We start from the raw sequence: 21248 nt of genomic DNA, 5'->3' as shown, positions 1-21248 counted from the left end.
GATCGGTCTGGTTCGGCCGCGCGGGTGTGGTCGCGGCCGGTCTGGTCGCGCTGGCAGGTGGTCGGCCCTGGTGTCGGCCTCCGGCGGCCAAGGACGGTCAGGCAGTCAGCCCCACGATCGTGCCAAACCAGGCGCCTGCGCACACCCCCTGGCCGGACATGGGTGTGGCCCGCCGCGACGCGGCGGGCCACGGACGGCCGTCAGCTCGGATCAGCGGCCGGGGGAGCCCCAGGAGCCGGGAGCGGGCGGGGGCTGGGCGCCGGGCTGGGGTGACCACGGGGCGCCGCCGGCCGGCGGGTAGCCCGCGGGGGCAGGGTAGCCGGCGGGCCCGCCCGGTGCCGCCGCGCCGGCGGGGCCGTAGGCGGCGACGGCGTTCGCGGCGACGCCGGCGGCTGCCGGGCGGCCGACCTTCGGTTCGATGCGGCGCAGCATGACCGACGTCAGGTAGAGCAGGACGACGCCGATCGCCAGGGTCACGGCGATGTCGAGCACCCAGGTGGGCGCGTTGTGGTCCCAGAGCGTGTCGCGGGGCGCGGTGCCGATCCGCTCGTCGCCGAGCTTGCCGGCGTTGTTGAGATCATCGGTGGCGGCGAGGGCGGCGAAGGCCCAGCGCGCCGGGGCGAGCCAGCTGACCTGCTGCAACCCGAGCCCGTCGGACACGGTGATCAGGCCGCCGGAGAGCACCAGCTGCGCCATGGTGATCAGCACCAGGAACGGCATCGTCTTGTCGGCGTTGTCGACCAGCGTCGAGACGAGCAGGCCGATCATCATCGACACGAGCGCGGCGGCGACGATCGCGATGAGGCACTCCAGCAGCGGCGAACCGACCACCACCGCCTCTTCTGGCGTGCGCCCGACCAGGCCGATCAGCGTGAAGATGATGCACTGCAGCGTCGTGATGCCGGTCAGGATGACGATCTTCGAGCCGAGGTAGGCCGATCTGGACAGGCCTATGGTGCGTTCTCGGCGATAGATGTCTCGTTCCTTGACGATCTCGCGTACCGAGTTGGCCATGCCCATGAAACAGGCACACAGGATGAGCACGACGAGTACCTTCGTCGCGTCCCCGTTCGGCCGGCCGTTCGCCAGCACCCCCAGCCCGTCCGGCGCCGGAATCACCCGCGGGATGATTCCCAGGAAGACGGGGAAGGCGGCGATCAGGCGCAGGTACGACCTGTCCGCGAGGATGACCTTCAGGTAGCGGCGGGTCAGCGTCGACAGCTGCTTGGCCACCGGCTGCTGGCGGATGCTCGGCAGCGCCGGCGGCGCGGTCCGCACGGACGGCGCGACCATGGCCGATGGCACGTAGTGCTCGGAGGCGCGGAACCGGGCGCCCATCTCCTCGCCCGGCGTGTTCTCCAGCTCGCGGAAGACGTCGACGAAGTCCTTGAAGTCCCGCTTGCCGAAGTAGCCCAACGCCCCTTCCGGCGGGCCGAAGTAGGAGATGTAGCCGCCTGGGGCCAGCACCAGGACGTAGTCGCAGCGGTCGAGGAACAGCACGCTGTGGGTGACGACGATGACGGTGCGGCCCTGCTCGTCGGCGGAACCCGCGCCGCCGCCCTTGGCCAGCGCCCGCAGCGTGTCCATCACCGCCTGGTCGTTGGCGGGGTCGAGGCCCGAGGTCGGCTCGTCGAGGAACAGCAGCGACGGCCGGGTCAGCAGCTCCAGCGCGACGCTGGTGCGCTTCTTCTGGCCACCGGACAGGCGCGAGACCGGCGTGTCGGAGTGCTGGGTGAGACCCAGCTCGCCGATCACCTCCTGGACGCGCGAGCGCCGCTCGTCCTTGGTGGTGTCCGCGGGGAAGCGCAGCTCGGCGCCGTACTCCAGCGCCTGGCGGACGGTCAGCTGGGCGTGCAGCGGGTCGGCCTGCGGCACGTAGCCGATCCGGCGGCGCAGCTCGTCGTACTCGTCGTACAGGTCGCGGCCCGCGTAGCGGACGGTGCCGGCGTCGGCCGGGCGGAAACCGGTGAGCGCATTGAGCAGCGTCGACTTGCCGGCGCCCGACGGGCCGACGACGCCGAGCAGCGAGCGGGCCGGCAGCCGGAACGTCATGTCGTGCATCAGCTGCTTCGTGCCAGCCCAGACGTTGAGGCTCTGCGCCTCGAACGCGACGTCGCCCGAGTCGCGGTACTCGACGAGGGTCGCCCCGTCGAGCTGGTACAGGTGGTGGCCGATCGCGATCACGTCGCGCTGCCCGACGGGGGCGCGCTGCACGCGCTGGCCGTTGACGAACGTGCCGTTCGCCGACTCGAGGTCGACGACCTCGGCGCCGCCGCCGGGGTGCAGGAACAGGTCGGCGTGGTGACGGGAGGCGAGCAGGTCCGGAACCGACACGTCGTTGTCGCGGGACCGGCCGAGCCGGATCCGGCCGCCGGAGATCGGGTGCACCTTGCGCGCGGCCGGCACCGACGGGTTCGCGGTGGTCGCGGGGTCGATCGTGCCGGTCCGCCCCCCGGGCACCGACTGGCCGGCCAGGGCGGGCAAGAGATGTGGGGTGGGCGGTATCTCGGGACTGGGTTGAGCCGGCGGACCGGGCTGGGCCGGCGGACCGGGCTGGGCCGCGGGCGGGCGTGGGGCCCGCGCCGGCGGGGTCGCCGGTCTCGGGGCGGCCGACGCCGCGGGCGCGCCGGCGGCCGGGACGGCGGTGATCACGACCTCCGGGCCGTCCACCCCGCCAAGGCGGATGCTCGCCACCTCGCCGAGCCGGAGCTCCAGCTCGGTGACGCGTCGGCCATCCTGCCAGATCCCGTTGGCGCTGTTGTCGGCGACCCGCCAGCCGGACGCCGACGGTGTGAGCAGCACGTGCTGGCGCGACACCTGACTGTTGCTGATCACGACGGTCGAGGACCGAGCCCTGCCGATCACCGCGGGTTCCGGACCGGTAAGCAGCGCCTCCCCAGCCGATGTCGTCACCCGAAGCGCGGTGCTGACCACCCCGTCCCCCTCCGCTTTACTGCTCGTCACTGCTCGTCCGCACCTGGGTACGGCGGTGCCGATGCCTGGCCGCGCGACGATCGCGCCGCCGAAGCACCGCGCCATCGCCGGCCCGGCCATCGCCCACGGGTCGAGGCGCGCGAATCTGGCCCACGCGTTTCGACCCGCCGTTTGGCAAACACGCTAGTGCGCCCAGGTACCGCGCGGAACGGGCGGGTCCTTACAGCCGTGTCGAATTTCCGACCGCACATGTCTCGAAACGCAGTGGGTAGGCAAGGCATTACGGGCGGGTACCTCGGGCGGGCCGGAGGCCTGACCGCGGCCCGCGGCCGACGGCGCGGCGGGCCGCGTAGCCCGGTCGGTGGGTCCGCGGCGCGTTYCCTCGTCCTACACCGGTCACACCATCGGGCCGGCGATCCACCTGCTCGATGACGAAATCCAAGGAGGAGCAATGGCACTTCCTACGCGTGGCGGCGACGTCCGCCCGATGCTGGCGAGGTGGGATCCGTTCCGGGAGATCGAGGACGCCTGGGCGAAGATGGGCAGCCTGCTCGGCGACGTGGTCACGGGCGGGGCTCCGGAGGGCCGCACCTTCGGCACCCTGGCCAACATGATCACACCGGTCGACATCGAGGAGACCGATGACGAGCTCATCGTCGAGATCGATGTGCCCGGCGTTCCCCGGAGGGACGTCACCATCGATCTGCAGGACAACGAGCTGATCGTCACTGGCGAGATCAAGGAACGAGAGCGCACCGGCAAGCTGCGCCGCCAGACCCGCCGCACCGGTCTGTTCGAGCACCGCATCGCGCTGCCGGGCGACGTCGATCCCGACTCGGTCCGCGCCTCACTGTGTGACGGTGTCCTGACCATCCGCTGCGCGAAGCAGCGCGCCACCCACCCTCGTCGTATCGAAATCGAAGCCGCCTGAACCCGATCGGCGGAAAGCGGGAAAGTCCGAACCGTATGGGGCATGGGGCGCCCCGCTCTCCCGGCACCGAGGCGGGAAATCGTCGATGAGCCGGAAACGCCCGGGCGGCCGGACGAACGGCGGGTGGGCCGGCCGGCCGACTGAGCCAAGAGGCCGTGAAACGGGCGAATCGGATAATCGGGTGAAAAGCTGCGGGCAATACGGATCGTTGGAGGTTGGTCGCCCTGGCGGCGGCGGGCTGGTCGGCGAACGCCGACGGGCGGCGCTAGATCACCCGGGGGACCTTCGGGCCGGTGACGCCCCAGAAGACGAGGCGGATCATCGCCTGGCGCAGGTCGGCGACGTGGATGTCCCAGGCCTCGAAGCCGGGCTGGTGCGCGGCGACGTGCGCGAGCATCGAGACGAGCGCGCCGGCCATCGCCATCGGCTCGACCTCGGCGGTGCGCCCGGCGCGGGTCTGCGCCTCCTCGACCACGCCGGCGAGCGACCTCGTGATCGCGTTGAGCATGCGCACCCGGGCGCGGCGGAACCGCTGGTCGCCCTCCTCGGTGAGCAGGTCGACGACCCGCAGCACCGGCTGGTGCGCCTGCCAGAACGACAGGAACCCGTCGACCAGCGACTCGGCGCCGTGCCAGCCGGCCGCGCCCCGCCACGGCCGGGCGCCGACGAGGTCCGACAGCTCGGAGCCCTGGTCGGCGACCTGCTCGGCGAGCGCGAGCATCGCCGTCTCCATGTCGACGAAGTACTGGTAGAAGGTCGCGGGTGAGGTGCCCGCCTCGCGCGCGACGTCGGTGACCGTCAGCTCCCGGTACGGGGTGGTCTCCAGCATCGCGGCGGCGCAGTCCAGCAGACGGGCCCTGGTCGCGAGGCCCCGGCGGCCCGGCACCCGGCCGTCCGCCGCCCGTGGCGCAGCGGCCGCTGACCTGGCGTCGGCCGAGCTGGCGTCGTCGCCCGAGCTGGCGTCGCCGGCCGAGCTGGCGCCGGTCTCGGCGTCCGCGATGGGCGTCGCGCCCGCCTCGCCGTCGGCCACCGGGCCGTCGCCGGCGTCGACCGTGAGCCGGGCGCTCGCGGCGCGGCCACGGCCGCGGCTCTGGCGGCTGGCGGCCTTGGCGGTCTTGTCGAGGGCAGGGGCGTCGGCTGGGGACACCTGGTAAGCGTAAGGCGACGACCCGACGGGGCGTCAGAAGCGGGCCATGTGACCATGTTCACCGAACATCGTCACGTCGCGCGCCTGACGCTTGGTCAGGTCAGCTGACCTCGCCGCCGTCTCCCGCGGTCCTCCTCCCTCGAAGCCGKGCGCGGCTGGGCCTGGGCCTGGGCGGTGGCGTCGGCGTCGGCGCGGAGCAGGTGCGGGTGGCGGGCGGCGACCATGGCGCGCACGCCGTCGCGCCATGGGACCTTCGCCCGGCCGACCCGCTCGTGCAGCGTCGCCAGGTCCATGACCACGCTGCCCAGAGTGGCCTTCGTGTACTCGAACGTCGCCGGGACGCCGGTGAGCGCCGTGAGCTCGGCGCACCACTCCTGGACGGCGACCGTCTCGGGCCCGGCCCAGTTGAGCACCGTCGCCGGCACGTCCGCCACGGCCAGCAGCCCGGGAATCATGGCGGCGGTGTCGTCGTCGTGCAGCAGCTGGTACCGGGTGGGGGTCGCGGCCGCCTCGCTCTCGCCATAGACGGGCACCGCCATCCCGGCGATCATCATCTGCAGGTGGTAGTCGGGCAAACCACCGGCCGCGGAGCCGTAGGGGACGTTCAGCCGCGCGATCGTCGTTGGCAGGCTGAAACGGCGGGCCGCGTACCTCGCCGCGCTCTCGGCGGCGATTTTGCAGACGCTGTAGGTGTGCAGGAAYGGCCACACGGCGTGGCTGTCGCCGAACGGGTGGTCCTCCGCCAGCACCCCCTCGTGGTCGGGTGCGTAGACGGCACCGGAGCTGCAGTGCAGGAACGCCCGCGCGATCCCGGCGTAGCGTTCGGCCAGCGCCAGCGTCCCGCCGACGTTGCCGTCCAGGTCGACGTTCCAGCGGTTGCTCTTGACGACGCCGAAGTGCAGCACGTACTCGACCCGCTCCGGCAGCCCGGACAGGTCACCGGTGACGAGGTCGGYGGGGACGCAGCGCACCCCGGCCGCGGTCAGCTGCTCGCGCAGCGCCGCGTCCTTGAACCGGGCCGCGCCGTAGACGGTGTTGTTCCGCGCGAGCGCGGTCGCGAGCGGGCGGGCGACCTGACCGGTCACGCCGGTGACGATGATCGTCCGGTCGGTCAGGTCCACCAGTTCGACCCGGCGAGACGGGCCCGCCGCGCCCTTCGTCGCCTCGGGATACGCGTCCGCGTCGCCGGCGCCCACGCCCGTGGCGCCCGCGAGCTGGTCGTAGCCCGTGCCCCCGGCGGGGGCCTGCGCGGTGTCGGACATCGCGTGCGCCTCCGTCAGCTCACGTCGTGGACGATGACGCCGCGGATGTTGCGGCCCGACAGCATGTCCGCGTAGCCGGTGTTGATCTCCTCCAGCGGGTAGCGGTTGGTGATCAGCTCGTCGAGCTTGAGCTGGCCGGAGCGGTAGAGCCGGAACAGCGTCGGCAGGTCCGAGCGGGCGTTGCACGCGCCGAACAAGGTGCCGCGCAGCTCCTTCTGGAAGATCGCCAGGTCGAACAGGGACAGCTTGACGTCGCTGTCCTGGACCGGCGACACGCCGGTGACGACGACCCGGCCGCCCTTGGAGACCAGCGCCATCGTCGGCGCGATGTGCTGGTCGCCCTTGACGACGCCGACGGTGATGATCGCGGCGTCGGCCATCACCCCGTGAGTCAGGTCGCGCACGAGCGCGGTCGCCGCCTCCAGGTCGGCCGCCGCGTGGGTGGCGCCGAATATCTTGGCGGCATCCCGCTTGGACTCGACCGGGTCGACGGCGATGATCCGCTCGGCGCCGGCGATCCGCGCGCCCTGGACCGCGTTCATCCCGACCCCGCCGGCGCCCACCACGACGACCGTCTCGCCGGGGACGACCCGCGCGGTGTGGACCGCGGAGCCGTAGCCGGTCGGCACGCCGCAGGAGACGAGCGCGGCGACGTCCATCGGGATGTCATCGTCGATCTTGACGACGCTGCGCTCGTGCAGCACGGCGTACTCGCTGAAGGTCCCGAGGAAGCAGATCGCCGCGCAGTCCTGGTCGCGGGCGTGGAACCGGGCGGTGCCGTCCACGCCGTAGCCCATCATCAGGTTCGCGCCGAGGTCGCACAGGTTCGAGCGGCCGCTCGCGCACCAGCGGCACTGGCCGCACGACGGCATGAACGTGCAGATCACGTGGTCGCCCGGGGCGATGCTCGTGACCCCGGGCCCGACGGACTCGACGACGCCGGCGCCCTCGTGACCGCCGACGATCGGCGTGCCGGCGCCCATGTCGCCGGTGCGCAGGTGGTCGTCGGAGTGGCACATGCCGGAGACGTGCCAGCGGACCAGCACCTCGCCGGCCTTCGGCGGGTCGAGCTCGATCTCCTCGACGGTCCAGGGCTGGTTCAGCTCCCACATCACCGCTGCCTTGGTGCGCATGGTCCGTCAGACCTCCTCATCGCCTGGGAGGCCTCCGGAGGTGCGATGGAAGATCATCATCGCACCTCCTTTGGCCATTTCTGCACGTACTCGCCGAGTAGATAAGTGTTCGGACGGTAACGGGCCGCTGTGGCGTCCGGCAGCGTCACGAGATCGACGGCGTGCAGCGGCGGGGCGCCCGGGCTCAGCGTGTCGAGCACCCGGTAGCGGACGGCGCCGGGGATGGCGTCCGGGCCGTCCGGCTCGTCGGCCGCCTCCTCGCCCGTGTCGTCGGTGAGGAAGAGCCGGGCGAGCACGACGCCGGGCGAGCGTCCGCGCGCCCCCACCGCGCCGGCGGCGGCCTCGGCCGCCCCGGCCACCGCGCCCGGGGGCTGCGTGGCCGTCTCCGCGGGGACGAGGATCTCGCGGCTGACGCGGTACATGTGGAAGCCGTCGAGGAAGCTCGCCGCGTCGTCGATCACGGCCTTCCAGTTCTCCGCCGAGTCCCAGCCCTTCGCCGGGTCGACGAACGCGTCGACCGACTCGGTGTGGATCTCGGTGACCGCGTCCAGCGGCAGCGGCCCGTGGCCACCCTCGACGAGGCGCACGACGTAGCGGCCGGTGGCCGTCGAGTGCGCCACGCTCATCGGGGCGTGCACGCCGAGGTAGTGGTCGCGGAACTGGTCCTCGGACACGCCAGCCTTGCGGGTGAACAGGAACAGCAGAACCTCGCCGGCGGACGGCTCCTTGGAGCCGGCCCCGCCGGCGCCGGCTAACGCGCCGGCCCCCTCGCCGCTCACGCGCCCGCCCCGTCCCTGCTCGCTGCGTCCGTACCCGCTGCGTCCGCGGCCGCGCCCGCCTCGGCGGCTGGTGCCGGCGGGGTCCAGCCGGCCGGGAGGTTCACCGACTGGTACTCCAGGTAGGCCGACAGGCCCTCGGGCCCCAGCTCGCGGCCGAGCCCGGACTCCTTGAAGCCGCCGAACGGCGCTGAGTTCTCCAGCATGAACGTGTTGACGTTGAACGTTCCGGTGCGGATCCGGGCCGAGATCTCCAGGCCCCGGTCGGTGTCCGCCGTCCAGACCGAGCCGGACAGGCCGTAGCGGGAGTCGTTGGCGATCGCCACCGCCTCCTCGACCCCCGAGTACGGGATGACCGACAGCACCGGGCCGAAGATCTCCTCCTGGGCGATCCTCATGCCGTTGTCGACCTCGGTGAACACGGTCGGCTCGACGTAGAAGCCCCGATCCAGCTCGGCCGGCCGACCGCCACCGAGCGCGACCTTGGCGCCGGCCTCCCGGCCGGCCGCGATGTAGCCCTCGACCCGCTCACGCTGGCGGGCGGCGATCAGCGGGCCCACCTCGGTCGCGGGGTCGAGCGGGTCGCCGACCTTCATCGCCCCGACCTTGGCCACGAGCGCCTCGACGATCTCGTCGTACCGCTCCCGGGGCGCGAGCAGCCGGGTCTGCGCGACGCAGGCCTGCCCGTTGTTCATCAGCGCCGCCGGCAGCAGCGCCGGCAGGGCCGCCTCGATGTCGACGTCCGGCAGCAGCAGCGCGGCGGACTTGCCGCCGAGCTCGAGCGTGCAGCGGGCCAGCCGCTCCCCGCAGATCGACGCGATCCGCCGCCCGGCGGCCGTCGAGCCGGTGAAGCTGACCTTGTCGACGCCCGGATGGCGGACGAGGTGCTCGGCGACCTCGCGGTGCGCCGGCACGATGCTGACGACGCCCGGCGGCAGGCCGGCCTCCTCGACGGCCTCGGCGAGCAGCCAGGCCGACAGCGGCGTCTCCGGCGCCGGCTTGATCACGATCGTCGAGCCGGACGCGAGCGCCGGGCCCAGCTTGAGCGCGGTGACGTAGAGCGGCACGTTCCACGGCACGATCGCCCCGACGACGCCGATCGGCAGCCGGCGGACCAGGGCGGGGCCGAGCATCCCCGCGCGCACGTCGGTGAACGCGAACGTCCGCGCCAGGTTCGCGAAGTAGTCCAGCGCGAACGTCGTCGAGTACACCTGCCCGAACAGCGCCCAGCTCACCGGGCTGCCCATCTCGGTGCTGATCGTGCGGGCGACCTCGTCGGCCTTCGCGGTCAGCGCCGCCGCGATCCGCCCGATGGCGTCCGCCCGCTCGGCGGGCGACATCCGCGGCCAGGGGCCGTTGTCGAAGGCGTCCCTGGCCGCGGCGACCGCGGCGTCCAGGTCGGCGGTGGTGCCCTCCGGCACCCGCCCGATGGTCTGTTCGGTGTGTGGCGAGACCACGTCGATGGTGCCGGTCCCGGCGGGCGCCACCCACGCGCCCCCGATGAACAGCCGGTCGTGGACCTGCATCGTCGCCTCCGTCCGCCGGTCGCCCGGCGCCGCTGGGTCGGTGTCGTCCGGGATCTGGCGTCGTCGCGGTCACGCGCGTGCCCCGGCTGGACGAGTGGCCTGGCTCACTGGATCGGACGCCCGAAAACTAGTACGAGTTCTAGAAATCCGCAATGCTTCCAGTCGGCCAAAGGAGGCGCGAAAATGCTCTTCCTTCGCGCCTCCGGCGGCCCGGTTACCAGAGGCACTGATGGCCCGTCAGCCAGGGGACACGGCCGGCCGGCTGGACGCGACGACAGGAGGACGCGATGACCGCGGACCTGAAGCTGGGCCTCAACCTCGGCTACTGGCCAGCGAGCCCGCCGCCCGGCCAGCTGGAGCTGGTCAAGGAGGCGGACGCCTGCGGCTACGACTCCCTGTGGACCGCCGAGGCCTGGGGCTCCGATGCCGTCACCCCGCTGGCCTGGTACGGCGCGCACACCAGCCGGATCAAGCTGGCCACCGGCCTGATCCAGCTCTCGGCGCGCACCCCGGCCTGTACGGCGATGACCGTGGCCACGCTCGACCACCTCTCCGGCGGGCGGGTGATCCTGGGCCTCGGTGTCTCCGGGCCGCAGGTGGTGGAGGGCTGGTACGGCCAGCCGTTCCCCCAACCGCTCGCCCGCACCCGCGAGTATGTCGGGGTCATCCGCAAGGCGTTGGCCCGCGAGGAGCCGGTGACGAACGACGGCCCGCACTACCCGCTGCCCTACCCGGGCGGCACGGGCCTCGGCAAACCGCTGAGGATGATCGTCCATCCGTTGCGCGGCCGTGTCCCGATCTACCTCGGTGCCGAGGGCCCGCGCAACGTCGCGCTCGCCGCCGAGATCGCCGACGGCTGGGTCCCGATCTTCTACCACGCCGAGCGCGGCCCGAAGGCCTACGCCGACGTGCTCGAGGGTGCTCCGCCCGGGTTCGAGATCGCCTGCCCGGTGACGGTGACCGTCACCGACGACGTCGCGGCGGGGCTCGAGGTGGTCAGGTGGACGCTCGCGTTCTACATCGGCGGGATGGGTGCGAGGACGGTGAACTTCCACCTCAACCTGATCGGCCGGCTCGGCTACGCCGACGAGGCGGCCGAGGTCCAGCGCCTCTTCCTCGCCGGCGACCGGGCCGCCGCCGCGGCCGCCGTGCCCGACGACCTCGCCGACGGCATCGCCCTCGTCGGCCCGCCCGCTCGCATCCGCGAGCGCCTCCAGCTCTGGCGTGACTCCCCGGTGACCACCCTGCTCGTCGGCGGCGTCAAGGACCCGTCCCACCTGCGCGCCCTCGCCGACCTGCTCTGACGGCCGTTCCAAGGTCCCGGATGCTCCGGGCCACAGGGCCGGAACACACGGTCACTTGCTGCCCTTGAATAGTTACTCAGAGTGATAATCCTCGAGGAGCGTGATCCAAATCCGGCTCGTTTCGCCGACTTTGCGATGTCCAAAGAGGTGTGCTTTGCGTAGAACTGTCCCCATCTTTGCAGGTTCCGTGATTCTCGCCGCCGCAATGGCGCTGCCGGCCAGTGCGGCTGGTTCTGGAGACACCGCGGTCACCCTTGAACTCACGGGTGGAACGCTGGACATCACCGTGCCAACCTTGCCGGTGAGCCTTGGCATCAAGCCCGTGACGGATTCGTCCGCCAGCGGCCCGCTAGGCCCGGTGACCGTGACCGACAACCGCAGCGCGGACCCCGCCGCCTGGGCGGCGTCGGTCTCGGCGACACCGTTGCAAAACGGGACGCATGTCCTCAGCGCGTCGTACGACACCGGAGTGGTCAGTTCCACGGGAATCCCGATCAGCCAGTGGACCATCAACACGCCGGTGACGCTCACACCCAACCCGCAGCAGATCGTGACGCTCAATCCGACCTGGCCTGGTGGCGGTAACAACACCGCGACGTGGGATCCCACGATTACCGCGACGATTCCGCCCAACGCCACCGCGGGGACGTATAGCTCGGTCGTCACCCACTCGGTCATCTGACGAGACGACATCCGGCTGTGTACAGCGTGCGACGTGTTCTCACCGCACTCGCAGTGGTCGTGGCCGGGACTCTGATCCCGGCCACGACCGCGCTCACCCAGCCCGCGCGGGCCAGTGGTTCCACGTCGGGAAGCGTCGGGATCCGCCTGGTCGACGTGCCGGCTGACGATGTCGACGACCCCCGCGCGCGGCTCTACATCGTCGACTACCTCAAACTCGGTGCCGTGATCCACAGGCGAGTCGAGGTCACCAACAAGTCCGACGCCGAGGCGCACGTGTCGATCTACCCCGGAGCGGCGTCCGTCAAGAACGGATCGTTCGACGTCGCTCCAGGACATACCCCCAACGAGCTGACGAGCTGGATGAGCCTCGACCGGCACGTCCTGACCCTGCCGCCCGGTGCGTCGGCACCTGTCACCGTGACCATCGCGGTACCTCGGGACGCCTCCCCAGGCGAGCGCTACGCCGGCATCTGGGCCGAGGTCGCCGCCTCCTCCACACCGGAGCAGAGCAAAGGCATCCTCGAAGTCAGCCGCGTAGGTGTGCGTGTCTACCTGGCCGTCGGCCCCGGCGGACCCCCTCCATCCGACTTCGTCATCGACAGGATCACCGCGAAGCGCCTGGCGAACGGCCGACCGGCCGTCACCACGCGGGTCCACAACACCGGCGGCCGCGCACTGGATCTCAGCGGCGATCTGACCCTGACCGACGGCCCCGGCGGACTCAGCGCCGGACCGTTCCCTGCCCGGCTCGGCACCACCGTGGGCACCGGTCAGGCCGGACCGGTCGAGGTGGTCCTCGACAGCCGGCTACCCGAGGGCAGGTGGACGGTCAAGATCCGACTCAGGAGTGGCCTTCTCGAACGGACCACTCAGGCCACCGTCACGCTGCCCGGCAGGACCGGCACCGACCCGGCCACCAGGACCTCCCGGCCTGGGCCCGTCCTCCTTGCCTCCCTGGCGGTCGTCCTGGTCGTGCTTGTTGGTCTGACATTCACCCTGCTGCGCCGGAAGCGCCGTTCAGACTGAAGCCGCGCCCCTGACCGAGGCCGGGAACCGGGGAGCATGGGACAGTAACGCGTCCCCAACGGCGTCACGGTGGCCGGCTTCGGCGAACCGGCGCGGGGCCGAGGGCTGGGCGGCCCTCAGCTGGTGAGGAGCGGCCCGACCTCGGCGCCGAACGCGGCGATCTGGTCGGTGAGCTCCGCCAGGGTGCGGCTGGGGAAGCGGACCTGCAGGTGGGTGACGCCGATCGCCGCGTACTCGCGCAGGTTCTCGGCGAGCTCGGCCGGCGTGCCGCTGACGCAGGGACGGTCGACCTCCCAGCCGGGCGTGCCGACGTACAGCCACTCCGTGACGGCGCCGACGGCCGCCGGCGCCTCGATCCCGGCGCCGGCCCGCTCCTTGGCGAACAGCTCCACCAGCGGGCGCATCTCGGCGCGGGAGGTGCCCTGGGGGAGCCAGCCGTCGTAGCGAGCGGCGCGGCGGACGGCGGCGGGAGCCGACCCACCGACCCAGATCGGTGGCCGCGGGGACTGGACGGGCCTGGGAGCCTGTCCCAGGCCGCCGCCGGCCGGGTCGGTGAGCGCGAACTCGTCGCGCAGCGCGGCGTCGACGTCCGTGAGGCTGGCGTCGAGGAGCTGGCCGCGGCGGTGGAAGTCCACGCCCAGCGCGGCGAACTCCTCGGGGACATGGCCGGCACCGACCCCGACGATCAACCGGCCGCCCGAGAGCGCGTCCAGGGTGGCGAACGACTTCGCCGTCACCAGCGGATGGCGGTAGGTGACGTTGAAGACGTGGGACAGCAGGCGGGTACGCGTCGTCTGGGCCGCGAGCCAGCCGAGCGTGGCGACGGTGTCGTACCAGACGGTTCCCATCGCGGCGGCGAGCCGGCGGGGGATCGCGACGTGGTCGCACACGCCAACGTAGTCGAAGCCGGCCGCGTCGGCTGCGGCGGCGACGGCGGCCAGCTCGGCCGGACCCGCCGCGCGCTCCCACGGCTCGGCGAACAGCGCGCTCTGCGCCTGGACGGGCAGCTGCATGCCGTAGGCGAGCGAGCCGGGAGCTGGGGTGGCGGCGGGCGCCGGCTGCGGCGCGGTCGAGGTCACGGGCACTGGAGTCTAGAAGATTTTCTGACGGGTCGACAGATTCCGGCCGCGGTGGTGGCCTAGGCTTGCCCGCTGCCAGCCGACAGGAGGGATCCGCCATGACGACCACCAGCGAACCCGGCAGGATGGCCACACCCRCCGACGCCGAGCCCGGCGCGGCCGGAACCGGAGCCGGAGCCGGTCAACCGGTGACCGTGACGAGGGACCCGGCCGAGCCCGTCGCGTGGGCCGACCCGGACCCGGCCTACACCGGGCTCGCGGCGGTCGGGCCGTACGCGGTCGACATCGGCTCGGCGCTGATCACGATGGTCGAGCCGCGGCCGGGCCACGAGCACGCCTACAACCGCTGGTACGAGGACGACCACTTCTACGCCGGCGCGATGGCGATGCCGTGGATGTTCGCCGGCCGCCGCTGGGTCGCCCCCCGCGACCTGCAGCTGCTGCGCCGCCCGGCGGACTCCGTGATCGCCCAGCCGGTCACGAACGGCTGCTACCTCGCGGTCTACTGGATCACGAAGGGCCGCCAGGAGGAGCACATGCGCTGGACGGTGGCCACCAACCAGCGCCTTCTGCCGGACGGGCGGGTCTACCTGGACCGCGACCACATCTTCACCGCGTTCCAGCGCTATCTGGGGGCGTCGTATCGGGACGCGTCGGGGCCGGGCGGGCCGTCGAGGCCGCGCGACGTCCACGCGCTCGACTACCCGTACCAGGGCCTGGTGGTGGAGGTCGTCGACGCGCCGGCCGAGGCCGCCGAGCCGGGCGGCACCGGGGTCGCGGGTGTCCTCGAGTGGCTGCGGGCCGAGCGGGCCCCGCGGGTGCTGGGCGTGCCCGGCGTCGCGATGGGCCTGTACTTCACGCCGCTGCCGCTGCCGGAGAACCGGATGTCCTACGTCAAGCAGGTCGAGGGGCTCGGCCGGCGGGTGACCGTGCTGTGGTTCCTGGAGTCCGACCCGCGCTCGGTGTGGGGCGAGGCGTTCGGGCGCGCGGCCGAGGAGGCCGAGGCCGGTGGCGCCGGCCGCCTCGAGCTCGTCGCGCCCTTCGTCCCCACGCTGCCCGGCACCGATACCTACGTCGACCAGCTCCGCTGAGCTCACCGCCGCCCGGCCCGGCTCGCGGCCGCTCGGCCCAGGTCGCGGCCGTTCCTGACGACCTGTCATTTCTCATGGTCTGATCGGCTGATTCGCCGTCGCCGAGGATCCCACCCGGGCACCGCCGGGCCGGAGCCTCGGCGACGCCGCTTTGGGGCCAGGGTGCTCGCCGTCCGGGTCGCGACCCACGGCCTGGGCGGACGCCCACTCCCGCGTCCATCGCCTCTTTACAGAATTTCCCTTCACTGAAAGGCGCGTTGGGGGTTGGCAACTTTACAAACTTGTCCCAGACTGAAAGTCCCGTAGGGCACGCAACCTGACGGGTGCTCAGGTCAGGTCGCCCCCACTGCCCTGCCGCCAGCACCTGCCAGCCCTGCCTGCCCCGCCCGGCCGGTCGCGCCGTACCCGGAGGTCCCCATGGCATCGCAGATCAGCCTCGACACCATCGACGTCTACGACCCCGAGCTGTACGTCACCGGTGTCCCGCACGACCAGTTCGCCGTGCTGCGAGCCGAGGCCCCGGTCTTCCACCATGCCGACCACGAGCTGCCGGAGGGGTTCTGGGCTCTGACCAGGCACGCCGACGTCACGTACGTCTCCCGCAACCCGGAGATCTTCTCCTCGCACCGGCAGACCTGCTTCCTCAACGAGCAGGATCCGGAGCGGTTGGCCGAGCAGCAGCTGATGATGGTCAACATGGACCCGCCGGACCACACCCGGCTGCGCGCCCTGGTCAACCGCGGCTTCACGCCGCGCACCATCGGCCGGCTCACCGACAAGATCCAGAGTGCCTGCGACACGATCGTGGACAAGGCGCTGGCGGCAGGCACCGGAGACTTCGTGGCACTGTGCGCGGCCGAGCTGCCCCTCGTGGTCATCGCGGAGCTGATGGGCGTCCCGAACGCCGACCGCTACAAGCTCTTCGAATGGTCGAACCGAATGCTCGCGGCCGACGACCCGGAGCTCAGCCCGGCCCCCGACGAGGGCCTGGTGGCCGCGATGGAGGCGTACGCCTACGCCAACGAGCTGGGCAAGGCCAAGCGAGGCTGCCCGGTCGACGACATCGTCAGCAAGCTGGTCGTCCCGGACGAGAACGGCCTCTCGCTCTCCGAGCTGGAGTTCGACCTGTTCTTCATCCTGCTGATGGTCGCCGGCAACGAGACCACCCGGAACGCGATCTCCGGTGGCATGCAGGCTCTGATCGACTTCCCGGAGCAGTGGGAGCGGCTGCGCGCCGACCCGGACCGGATGGCTCGCCTCGCCGCCGACGAGATGGTCCGCTGGGTGAGCCCGGTGATGGGCTTCCGGCGCACCGCCACCCGCGACGTCGAGCTCTCCGGCCAGCTCATCAGGGAGAACGACAAGGTCATCATGTACTACACGGCGGCCAACTTCGACGAGACGGTCTTCGAGAACCCCTCGGTGTTCGACATCGGCCGCGACCCGAACCCGCACGTCGGCTTCGGCGGCGGTGGCCCGCACTTCTGCCTGGGCCGCCACCTCGCGCAGTTGGAGATCGAGATCATGTACCGGACGCTGGCCCGTCGCGTCGCCCAGGTCGTGCCGACCGCCGCGCCGCGCCGCCTCCGCTCGAACTTCATCAACGGCGTCAAGGAGATGCAGGTCCGCCTCGTGGCGGCGGAGCACTGAGCGCGCCCCGCCCTCGGTCGCTGGGCGCCTGAACGCGGAGACCGACCGTGAACAAAGGCCCAACAGTTCGTGGCGACCTGTGTCAACATCACGACATGAGGTCGTTGGGTGACGCACTTGCGGTAATGGTCGCCTGCGGCGAGGGGTGGCCGTCCGTCCATGCCGAGCTGGTACGCCGCTACGACCCGGGCACGATCGCGGACGCGCGCCGCGCGGCGTTCGTGCGTGACCCCAGGGCCAGGACCAGCGGCGAACCAGCCACGAGCGGCGGCCAGGGCGCGGCCGACGACGGCCTCGGCGACTGGGACGCGTCGGGCTCCGACTGGGAGTCGATTCTCGACGCCTGGGCCGCGGATCTCGGCGACGCGGGAACGCCCAGCCTCAGCGGCGGGGGAGCGGCCTCGCGCGTCCCGGGCGGGGCAGCGCCGGCGGCGTTCGTGCCGGTGCCCGCCCCGCCCGCCCGCGGCGAGGACGCCACCGACCCGGTGGTCCGTCGCGGCCGGCTGCTCGCCGCCGACGGCAGGCTGCGGGTCGAGTGGCCCGACGAGGACGAGGTGACGGTCGTCGTCGGCGAACACTGGCGCCGCCGCCGCGGCGAGGCCGTCAGCGGCACCGGGACCGTCGGGGAGGCGGGCCCGCCGCGGCGGCCCGGCCTGATCGTGCGCGAGCAGCTGCTCGTCCGGCCCTGGCTGCTGCTGTCCTGGCTGCGGCCGAGGCTGGTCGCGTCGGTGCACGTCGGTGGCCGGCCCTCCACCCGCCTCGCCATGGTGCCCCGCCCCGGCCCGCGCCCGCCGGCGCTCGAAGGGCTCGCCGACGGCGCGCAGCGCTTCGACGTCGTCGTGGACGACGAGACCGGCGTCATCGTCGAGCTCGCGGCCTACTACCTCGGCCGGCTCGCGGAGCGCTGCGCGCTGCGCCGCCTCACCATCGGCGACACCCCCGACCCCCGCCTGTTCGACCTGACCGCCCTCGGCTGACCGCCCGCGCCGGCCGGCCTGCCTCGGCCGGGGGCCCGTCTCGGCGGGCAGGCCTCAGCCGGCGCGGTAGGCGTCGACGCCGAGGCTGACGGCCAGGCACAGGGCGGCGGCGGACACGGCGAGCCGGACGGCCGTCGCGGGCAGGACGCGGACGATCGCCGGTCCGACGGTTCCGCCCACGAGCAGCCCGGCCGCGAGGGCCCCGGCCGCCGCCCAGTGCACCGGGGCGGCGAGCGCGAACGCGACGGCCGCGAGCAGGTTCGCGAACCCGCCGGACACGGTCTTGACGGCGTTCACCCGGGCCAGCGGCTCCGGCAGCGCCACCGCGAGCACGGCCAGCAGCGCCACCCCGCCGCCGGCGCCGAAGTAGCCGAGGTAGACACCCACGCCGAGCACCGCGGCGGTCACCGGGAGCCCGCGTTCGTCGATCACGCCGGTCGGCCTGCTCACCAGCCGCGGCTGCAGCGCGAGCAGCACCGCGGCGCCCGCGATCAGCCATGGCACGGCCAGCCTGAACACCCCCGGCGGCGTCGTCAGCAGCAGTGCCGCGCCCGCCGAGCCGCCAAGCAGCGTCAGCGTGCCGTACCGCAGCACCCGCCGCGTCTGGCCGGCCAGCTCCGGCCGGGAGCCGGCGACCGCGCCGACGGCGACGCAGACCAGGGCGACCGTGTTGGTGACGTTGGCGTCCAGGGGGCGCAGCCCGGCGGCGAGCAGCGCCGGGTAGGAGACCAGCGACGCGAGTCCCACCGTTCCGGTGATCCCGGCCAGCACACCGGCGACGACCAGCAGCGCGAGGTCGGCGGTGCTCACCGCACCGGCCCGGCCGAGGCGCGCCGGAGGCCGGGACGAGCCAGCCGGTCTGGCATCGACAAGGACCGGCGTGGCACGCGGCGACGCTATCCGCCCACCGGACCTCTTCCCCAGGCCGCGACGTGGATGTGAGCAACGGATCCGGGCGCGGGTCCGGGCGCGGTCACGGCTGTCGCCGTCGGTTCGGCTTGCGTCTGAAGCCCGCCGCCTAAAAAATAGAACTGGTTTCAATTCGGGCTGAAAGATGCTTGTATGCCTACACCGACGGGCGGCAGGTGCGGAGGAGCCCGCCGCCCGCGACTGGAACCGCAGGCCATGGGCGACGGCCCGGTGGGCCCAGCCCCCAGGTAACCGAACGAAGGGGTCGTGGTGCGAACACCCATCTGTGACCGGCTCGGCATCGAGTTCCCGATCTTCGCGTTCTCGCACTGCCGCGACGTCGTCGCCGCGGTGAGCCGGGCAGGCGGGTTCGGGGTGCTCGGCGCGCTGGCGTTCAACGCCGAGGAGCTCGAGGTCGAGCTGTCCTGGATCGACGACCACGTCGATGGCAAGCCCTACGGCGTCGACATCGTCATGCCGAACGCGTACATGGGCAAGGGCGAGGGTCTCACCCGGGAGAAGATCTCCGGTCTCGTGCCGGCGGAACACCGGGCGTTCGTCGACTCGGTGCTCGCCGAGTACGGTGTCCCACCGCTGCCCGAGGACGCCGAGGACGGCCGTGACATCAAGGCCGCGGGCCTCGCCGTCGACCTCGAAGGCCCAGGCCAGGTCGAGGTGGCGCTCAAGCACCCGACCCGCCTGCTCGTCAACGCGCTTGGCCCGCCGCCGAAGGAGGTCGTCGACCGGGCGCACGAGCACGGCATCCTGGTCGGCGCGCTGGTCGGCAGCCCGCGGCACGCCGTCAAGCAGGTCGAGCAGGGCGTCGACATCATCGTGGCGCAGGGCACCGAGGCCGGCGGGCACACGGGCGAGATCGGGACGATGGTGCTGGTCCCCGATGTCGTCGACGCCGTCGGGCCGAACATCCCGGTGCTCGCGGCCGGCGGGATCGGTTCGGGGCGCCAGATGGCGGCGGCGCTCGCGCTCGGCGCGCAGGGTGCCTGGACCGGCTCCATCTGGCTCACGGTCGCCGAGGCGGACACCAACCTGGCCGCCGTCGACAACCTGCTGAAGGCGACCTCGCGGGACACCGTCCGGTCGCGCTCGATGACGGGCAAGCCCGCTCGCCTGCTGCGCAACGCCTGGACGGACGCCTGGGAACGGCCGGACGCGCCGAAGACGCTGCCGATGCCGCTGCAGGGCGTGGTCTGGGCCGAGGCCGCCCGCCGGTTCACCCGGGCCGGCACGCCTGAGCTCAACGGGTTCCCGGTCGGCCAGATCGTCGGGCGGATGAACGCCCGCCGCCCCGCCGCCGAGGTCGTGCACGGCCTGGTGGAGGAATGGATCGCGACGACCCAGCGGCTGTCGGGCCTGATCGAGGAGTAGGACGGCCGGGTCCCGGCCTGGCGCGAGGCCAGGCCGGGACCCGTGGCCGGTCACACCGACCTCCGGCCGGGACATCGCCGCTCGGGACATCGCCGCTCGGGAAGCGGCGCCCGCCGCATGATGGCGTCTCTTCGGTCTTCTGGGAAACGACGAACGTCGCAGGGAGCTGAGCCTGATGGCACCGCAACCGCCGAACGCGATCGACGCCGGCTGGTTCCGGCAGGTGCTGGGGAACTTTCCCACCGGCGTGGCCGTGATCACCGGCCTCGACCGGGACGGCGCGCCCGTGGGGCTCGCGGTCGGCTCGTTCTCGTCGGCGTCGCTGGACCCGCCGCTCGTCGCGTTCTTCCCGGATCGCCGGTCGAGCAGCTGGCCGCGCATCGCGGCCACCGGCCGCTTCTGCGTGAACATCCTCGGCTACGACCAGGAGTCGGTCTGCCGGACGTTCGCCGTCAGCGGCGGTGACAAGTTCGCCGAGCTGTCCTGGCGGCCGGCGCCGTCGGGGGCGCCGATCCTCGACGGCGCCGTCGCCTGGATCGACTGCGACCTCGCGGCCATCCATCCGGCGGGCGACCATGACCTGGTGCTCGGCCGGGTGCGGGTCCTCGACGTCGGCCGATCGGCGTTGCCGCTGGTCTTCTTCCAGGGCGGCTACGGCCGGTTCTCGCCGCTGTCGCTCGCCGCCTGGGAGGGCGACCTCGCCGTCCAGCTGCGTACCGCCGACCTCGCCCGCCCGCAGATGGAGGAGCTGGCCGCCCGGCTCGGCGCCGAGTGCGTGGCCAGCGCCGCAGTCGGTGACGAGATGGTGCTGGTCGCGAACGCGGCCCCCGGCTCGTCGCCGTCCGGCGAGCTGCCGACCCGGGTCGGGCAGCGCATCCCGTTCCTGCCGCCGCTGGGCACGGCGTTCGTCGCCTGGGCGGGCGAGCTCGCCCGGCGCGCCTGGCTGGACCGGGCGGGCCGGGACTGCCCGCCCGGCACCGCCCAGGCGCTGGAGGCGACCCTCGCCGAGGTCCGGGCCGCCGGCTACGCCGTCGGGCGGGGAGCCGGCTGGCACGGCGAGCTGAACACCGTGCTGGCCAAGGCCGACCCGACGGACCCCGCGGACCCCGGCCACGACGCGGTGCGCCGGCTGATCCGCGCCCTTCCGCCCGGCTACGAGTCGCCGTCGGCGCCGCCCTGGCCCGGCGGTGGCCAGCCGGGCCTCGAGAACGGGCGGGCGGCTCCCGGCGGCCAGGAGGACGAGCTGCGCACCGTGTCCGTGCCCGTGTTCGGCCGTGACGGGACAGTGGTTCTGGTCCTGACGCTCATCGGTGTCCACGGCCCGCTCGGCGCCGCCGCCACTGGCGAGGACCCGGTCGCGGCCCTGCGCGCCGCCGCGACCACCGTGACCACCGCACTCGGCGGCCCCCACCCCGGCTGAGGACACCCGGGCA

At 72.8% G+C, this 21248-nt stretch carries 17 protein-coding genes; 9 read left to right on the top strand and 8 right to left on the bottom strand.

The genetic code is table 11. From position 1 onward, the window contains the following. Positions 1-210: 210 nt before the first annotated feature. Entirely contained in the window at positions 211-2934 is a 2724-nt protein-coding gene (locus BCD49_RS23045; protein ID WP_007515107.1) for an ATP-binding cassette domain-containing protein, read from the bottom strand. A 451-nt stretch (positions 2935-3385) separates the two neighbouring features. On the opposite strand from BCD49_RS23045, the gene BCD49_RS23040 reads away from it, so the two are divergent. Then, complete coding sequence (locus BCD49_RS23040) at positions 3386-3865, top strand: Hsp20/alpha crystallin family protein (protein ID WP_007515108.1); 480 nt, start codon at positions 3386-3388, stop codon at positions 3863-3865. 265 nt (positions 3866-4130) lie between these two features. On the opposite strand, the gene BCD49_RS23035 is transcribed toward BCD49_RS23040, so the two are convergent. From BCD49_RS23035 to BCD49_RS23015, 5 genes are all read right to left on the bottom strand, one after another. After that, a complete protein-coding gene (locus BCD49_RS23035) occupies positions 4131-4751 on the bottom strand; it encodes a TetR family transcriptional regulator (RefSeq protein WP_027141055.1) in 621 nt (206 codons plus the stop codon). A gap of 356 nt (positions 4752-5107) precedes the next feature. Then, positions 5108-6274: an NAD-dependent epimerase/dehydratase family protein gene (locus tag BCD49_RS23030; protein ID WP_083401643.1), complete on the bottom strand. Its 1167-nt coding sequence runs from the start codon at positions 6272-6274 to the stop codon at positions 5108-5110. A 14-nt stretch (positions 6275-6288) separates the two neighbouring features. Then, a complete protein-coding gene (locus BCD49_RS23025) occupies positions 6289-7407 on the bottom strand; it encodes an NDMA-dependent alcohol dehydrogenase (protein WP_007515111.1) in 1119 nt (372 codons plus the stop codon). Between the two features lie 56 nt (positions 7408-7463). Further along, on the bottom strand, positions 7464-8186 hold the full coding sequence (locus tag BCD49_RS23020; RefSeq protein ID WP_007515112.1) for an EthD domain-containing protein: 723 nt from the start codon (positions 8184-8186) through the stop codon (positions 7464-7466). Further along, a complete protein-coding gene (locus BCD49_RS23015; RefSeq protein ID WP_007515113.1) occupies positions 8183-9709 on the bottom strand; it encodes an aldehyde dehydrogenase in 1527 nt (508 codons plus the stop codon). Before BCD49_RS23015 ends, BCD49_RS23020 begins: the two co-directional genes overlap by 4 nt. A 287-nt stretch (positions 9710-9996) precedes the next feature. On the opposite strand from BCD49_RS23015, the gene BCD49_RS23010 reads away from it, so the two are divergent. The 3 genes from BCD49_RS23010 to BCD49_RS23000 all read left to right on the top strand — a co-directional run bounded on the left by BCD49_RS23010 (position 9997) and on the right by BCD49_RS23000 (position 12723). Then, a complete protein-coding gene (locus BCD49_RS23010) occupies positions 9997-11013 on the top strand; it encodes an LLM class F420-dependent oxidoreductase (protein ID WP_007515114.1) in 1017 nt (338 codons plus the stop codon). Positions 11014-11200: 187 nt separating this feature from the next. Next, on the top strand, positions 11201-11695 hold the full coding sequence (locus BCD49_RS23005; protein WP_007515115.1) for a hypothetical protein: 495 nt from the start codon (positions 11201-11203) through the stop codon (positions 11693-11695). Positions 11696-11754: 59 nt separating this feature from the next. After that, entirely contained in the window at positions 11755-12723 is a 969-nt protein-coding gene (locus BCD49_RS23000; RefSeq protein WP_232794189.1) for a peptidase, read from the top strand. Positions 12724-12839: 116 nt separating this feature from the next. Here the strand turns inward: BCD49_RS23000 and BCD49_RS22995 are convergent, their stop codons facing one another. Next, positions 12840-13808: a TIGR03619 family F420-dependent LLM class oxidoreductase gene (locus BCD49_RS22995; RefSeq protein ID WP_007515117.1), complete on the bottom strand. Its 969-nt coding sequence runs from the start codon at positions 13806-13808 to the stop codon at positions 12840-12842. A 92-nt stretch (positions 13809-13900) separates the two neighbouring features. On the opposite strand from BCD49_RS22995, the gene BCD49_RS22990 reads away from it, so the two are divergent. The 3 genes from BCD49_RS22990 to BCD49_RS22980 all read left to right on the top strand — a co-directional run bounded on the left by BCD49_RS22990 (position 13901) and on the right by BCD49_RS22980 (position 17520). Beyond that, positions 13901-14893, top strand: a complete 993-nt coding sequence (locus BCD49_RS22990) for a hypothetical protein (protein ID WP_198939457.1) — start codon at positions 13901-13903, stop codon at positions 14891-14893. A 417-nt stretch (positions 14894-15310) separates the two neighbouring features. Beyond that, on the top strand, positions 15311-16543 hold the full coding sequence (locus tag BCD49_RS22985; RefSeq protein ID WP_007515119.1) for a cytochrome P450: 1233 nt from the start codon (positions 15311-15313) through the stop codon (positions 16541-16543). Between the two features lie 104 nt (positions 16544-16647). Then, on the top strand, positions 16648-17520 hold the full coding sequence (locus tag BCD49_RS22980) for a hypothetical protein (RefSeq protein WP_157845274.1): 873 nt from the start codon (positions 16648-16650) through the stop codon (positions 17518-17520). 54 nt (positions 17521-17574) lie between these two features. On the opposite strand, the gene BCD49_RS22975 is transcribed toward BCD49_RS22980, so the two are convergent. Next, complete coding sequence (locus BCD49_RS22975; protein WP_007515121.1) at positions 17575-18330, bottom strand: sulfite exporter TauE/SafE family protein; 756 nt, start codon at positions 18328-18330, stop codon at positions 17575-17577. Positions 18331-18699: 369 nt separating this feature from the next. Here BCD49_RS22975 and BCD49_RS22970 point away from each other — a divergent pair, with 369 nt between their 5' ends. After that, entirely contained in the window at positions 18700-19815 is a 1116-nt protein-coding gene (locus BCD49_RS22970; RefSeq protein ID WP_007515122.1) for a nitronate monooxygenase, read from the top strand. A 175-nt stretch (positions 19816-19990) separates the two neighbouring features. Beyond that, entirely contained in the window at positions 19991-21235 is a 1245-nt protein-coding gene (locus BCD49_RS22965) for a flavin reductase (RefSeq protein WP_007515123.1), read from the top strand. Positions 21236-21248 lie beyond the last annotated feature (13 nt).

This window comes from Pseudofrankia sp. EUN1h (assembly GCF_001854645.1).
GTDB lineage: Bacteria > Actinomycetota > Actinomycetes > Frankiales > Frankiaceae > Pseudofrankia > Pseudofrankia saprophytica.
The sequence above is the reverse complement of the archived record's forward strand: the minus strand, read 5'-3'. Positions and strand labels throughout refer to the sequence as shown.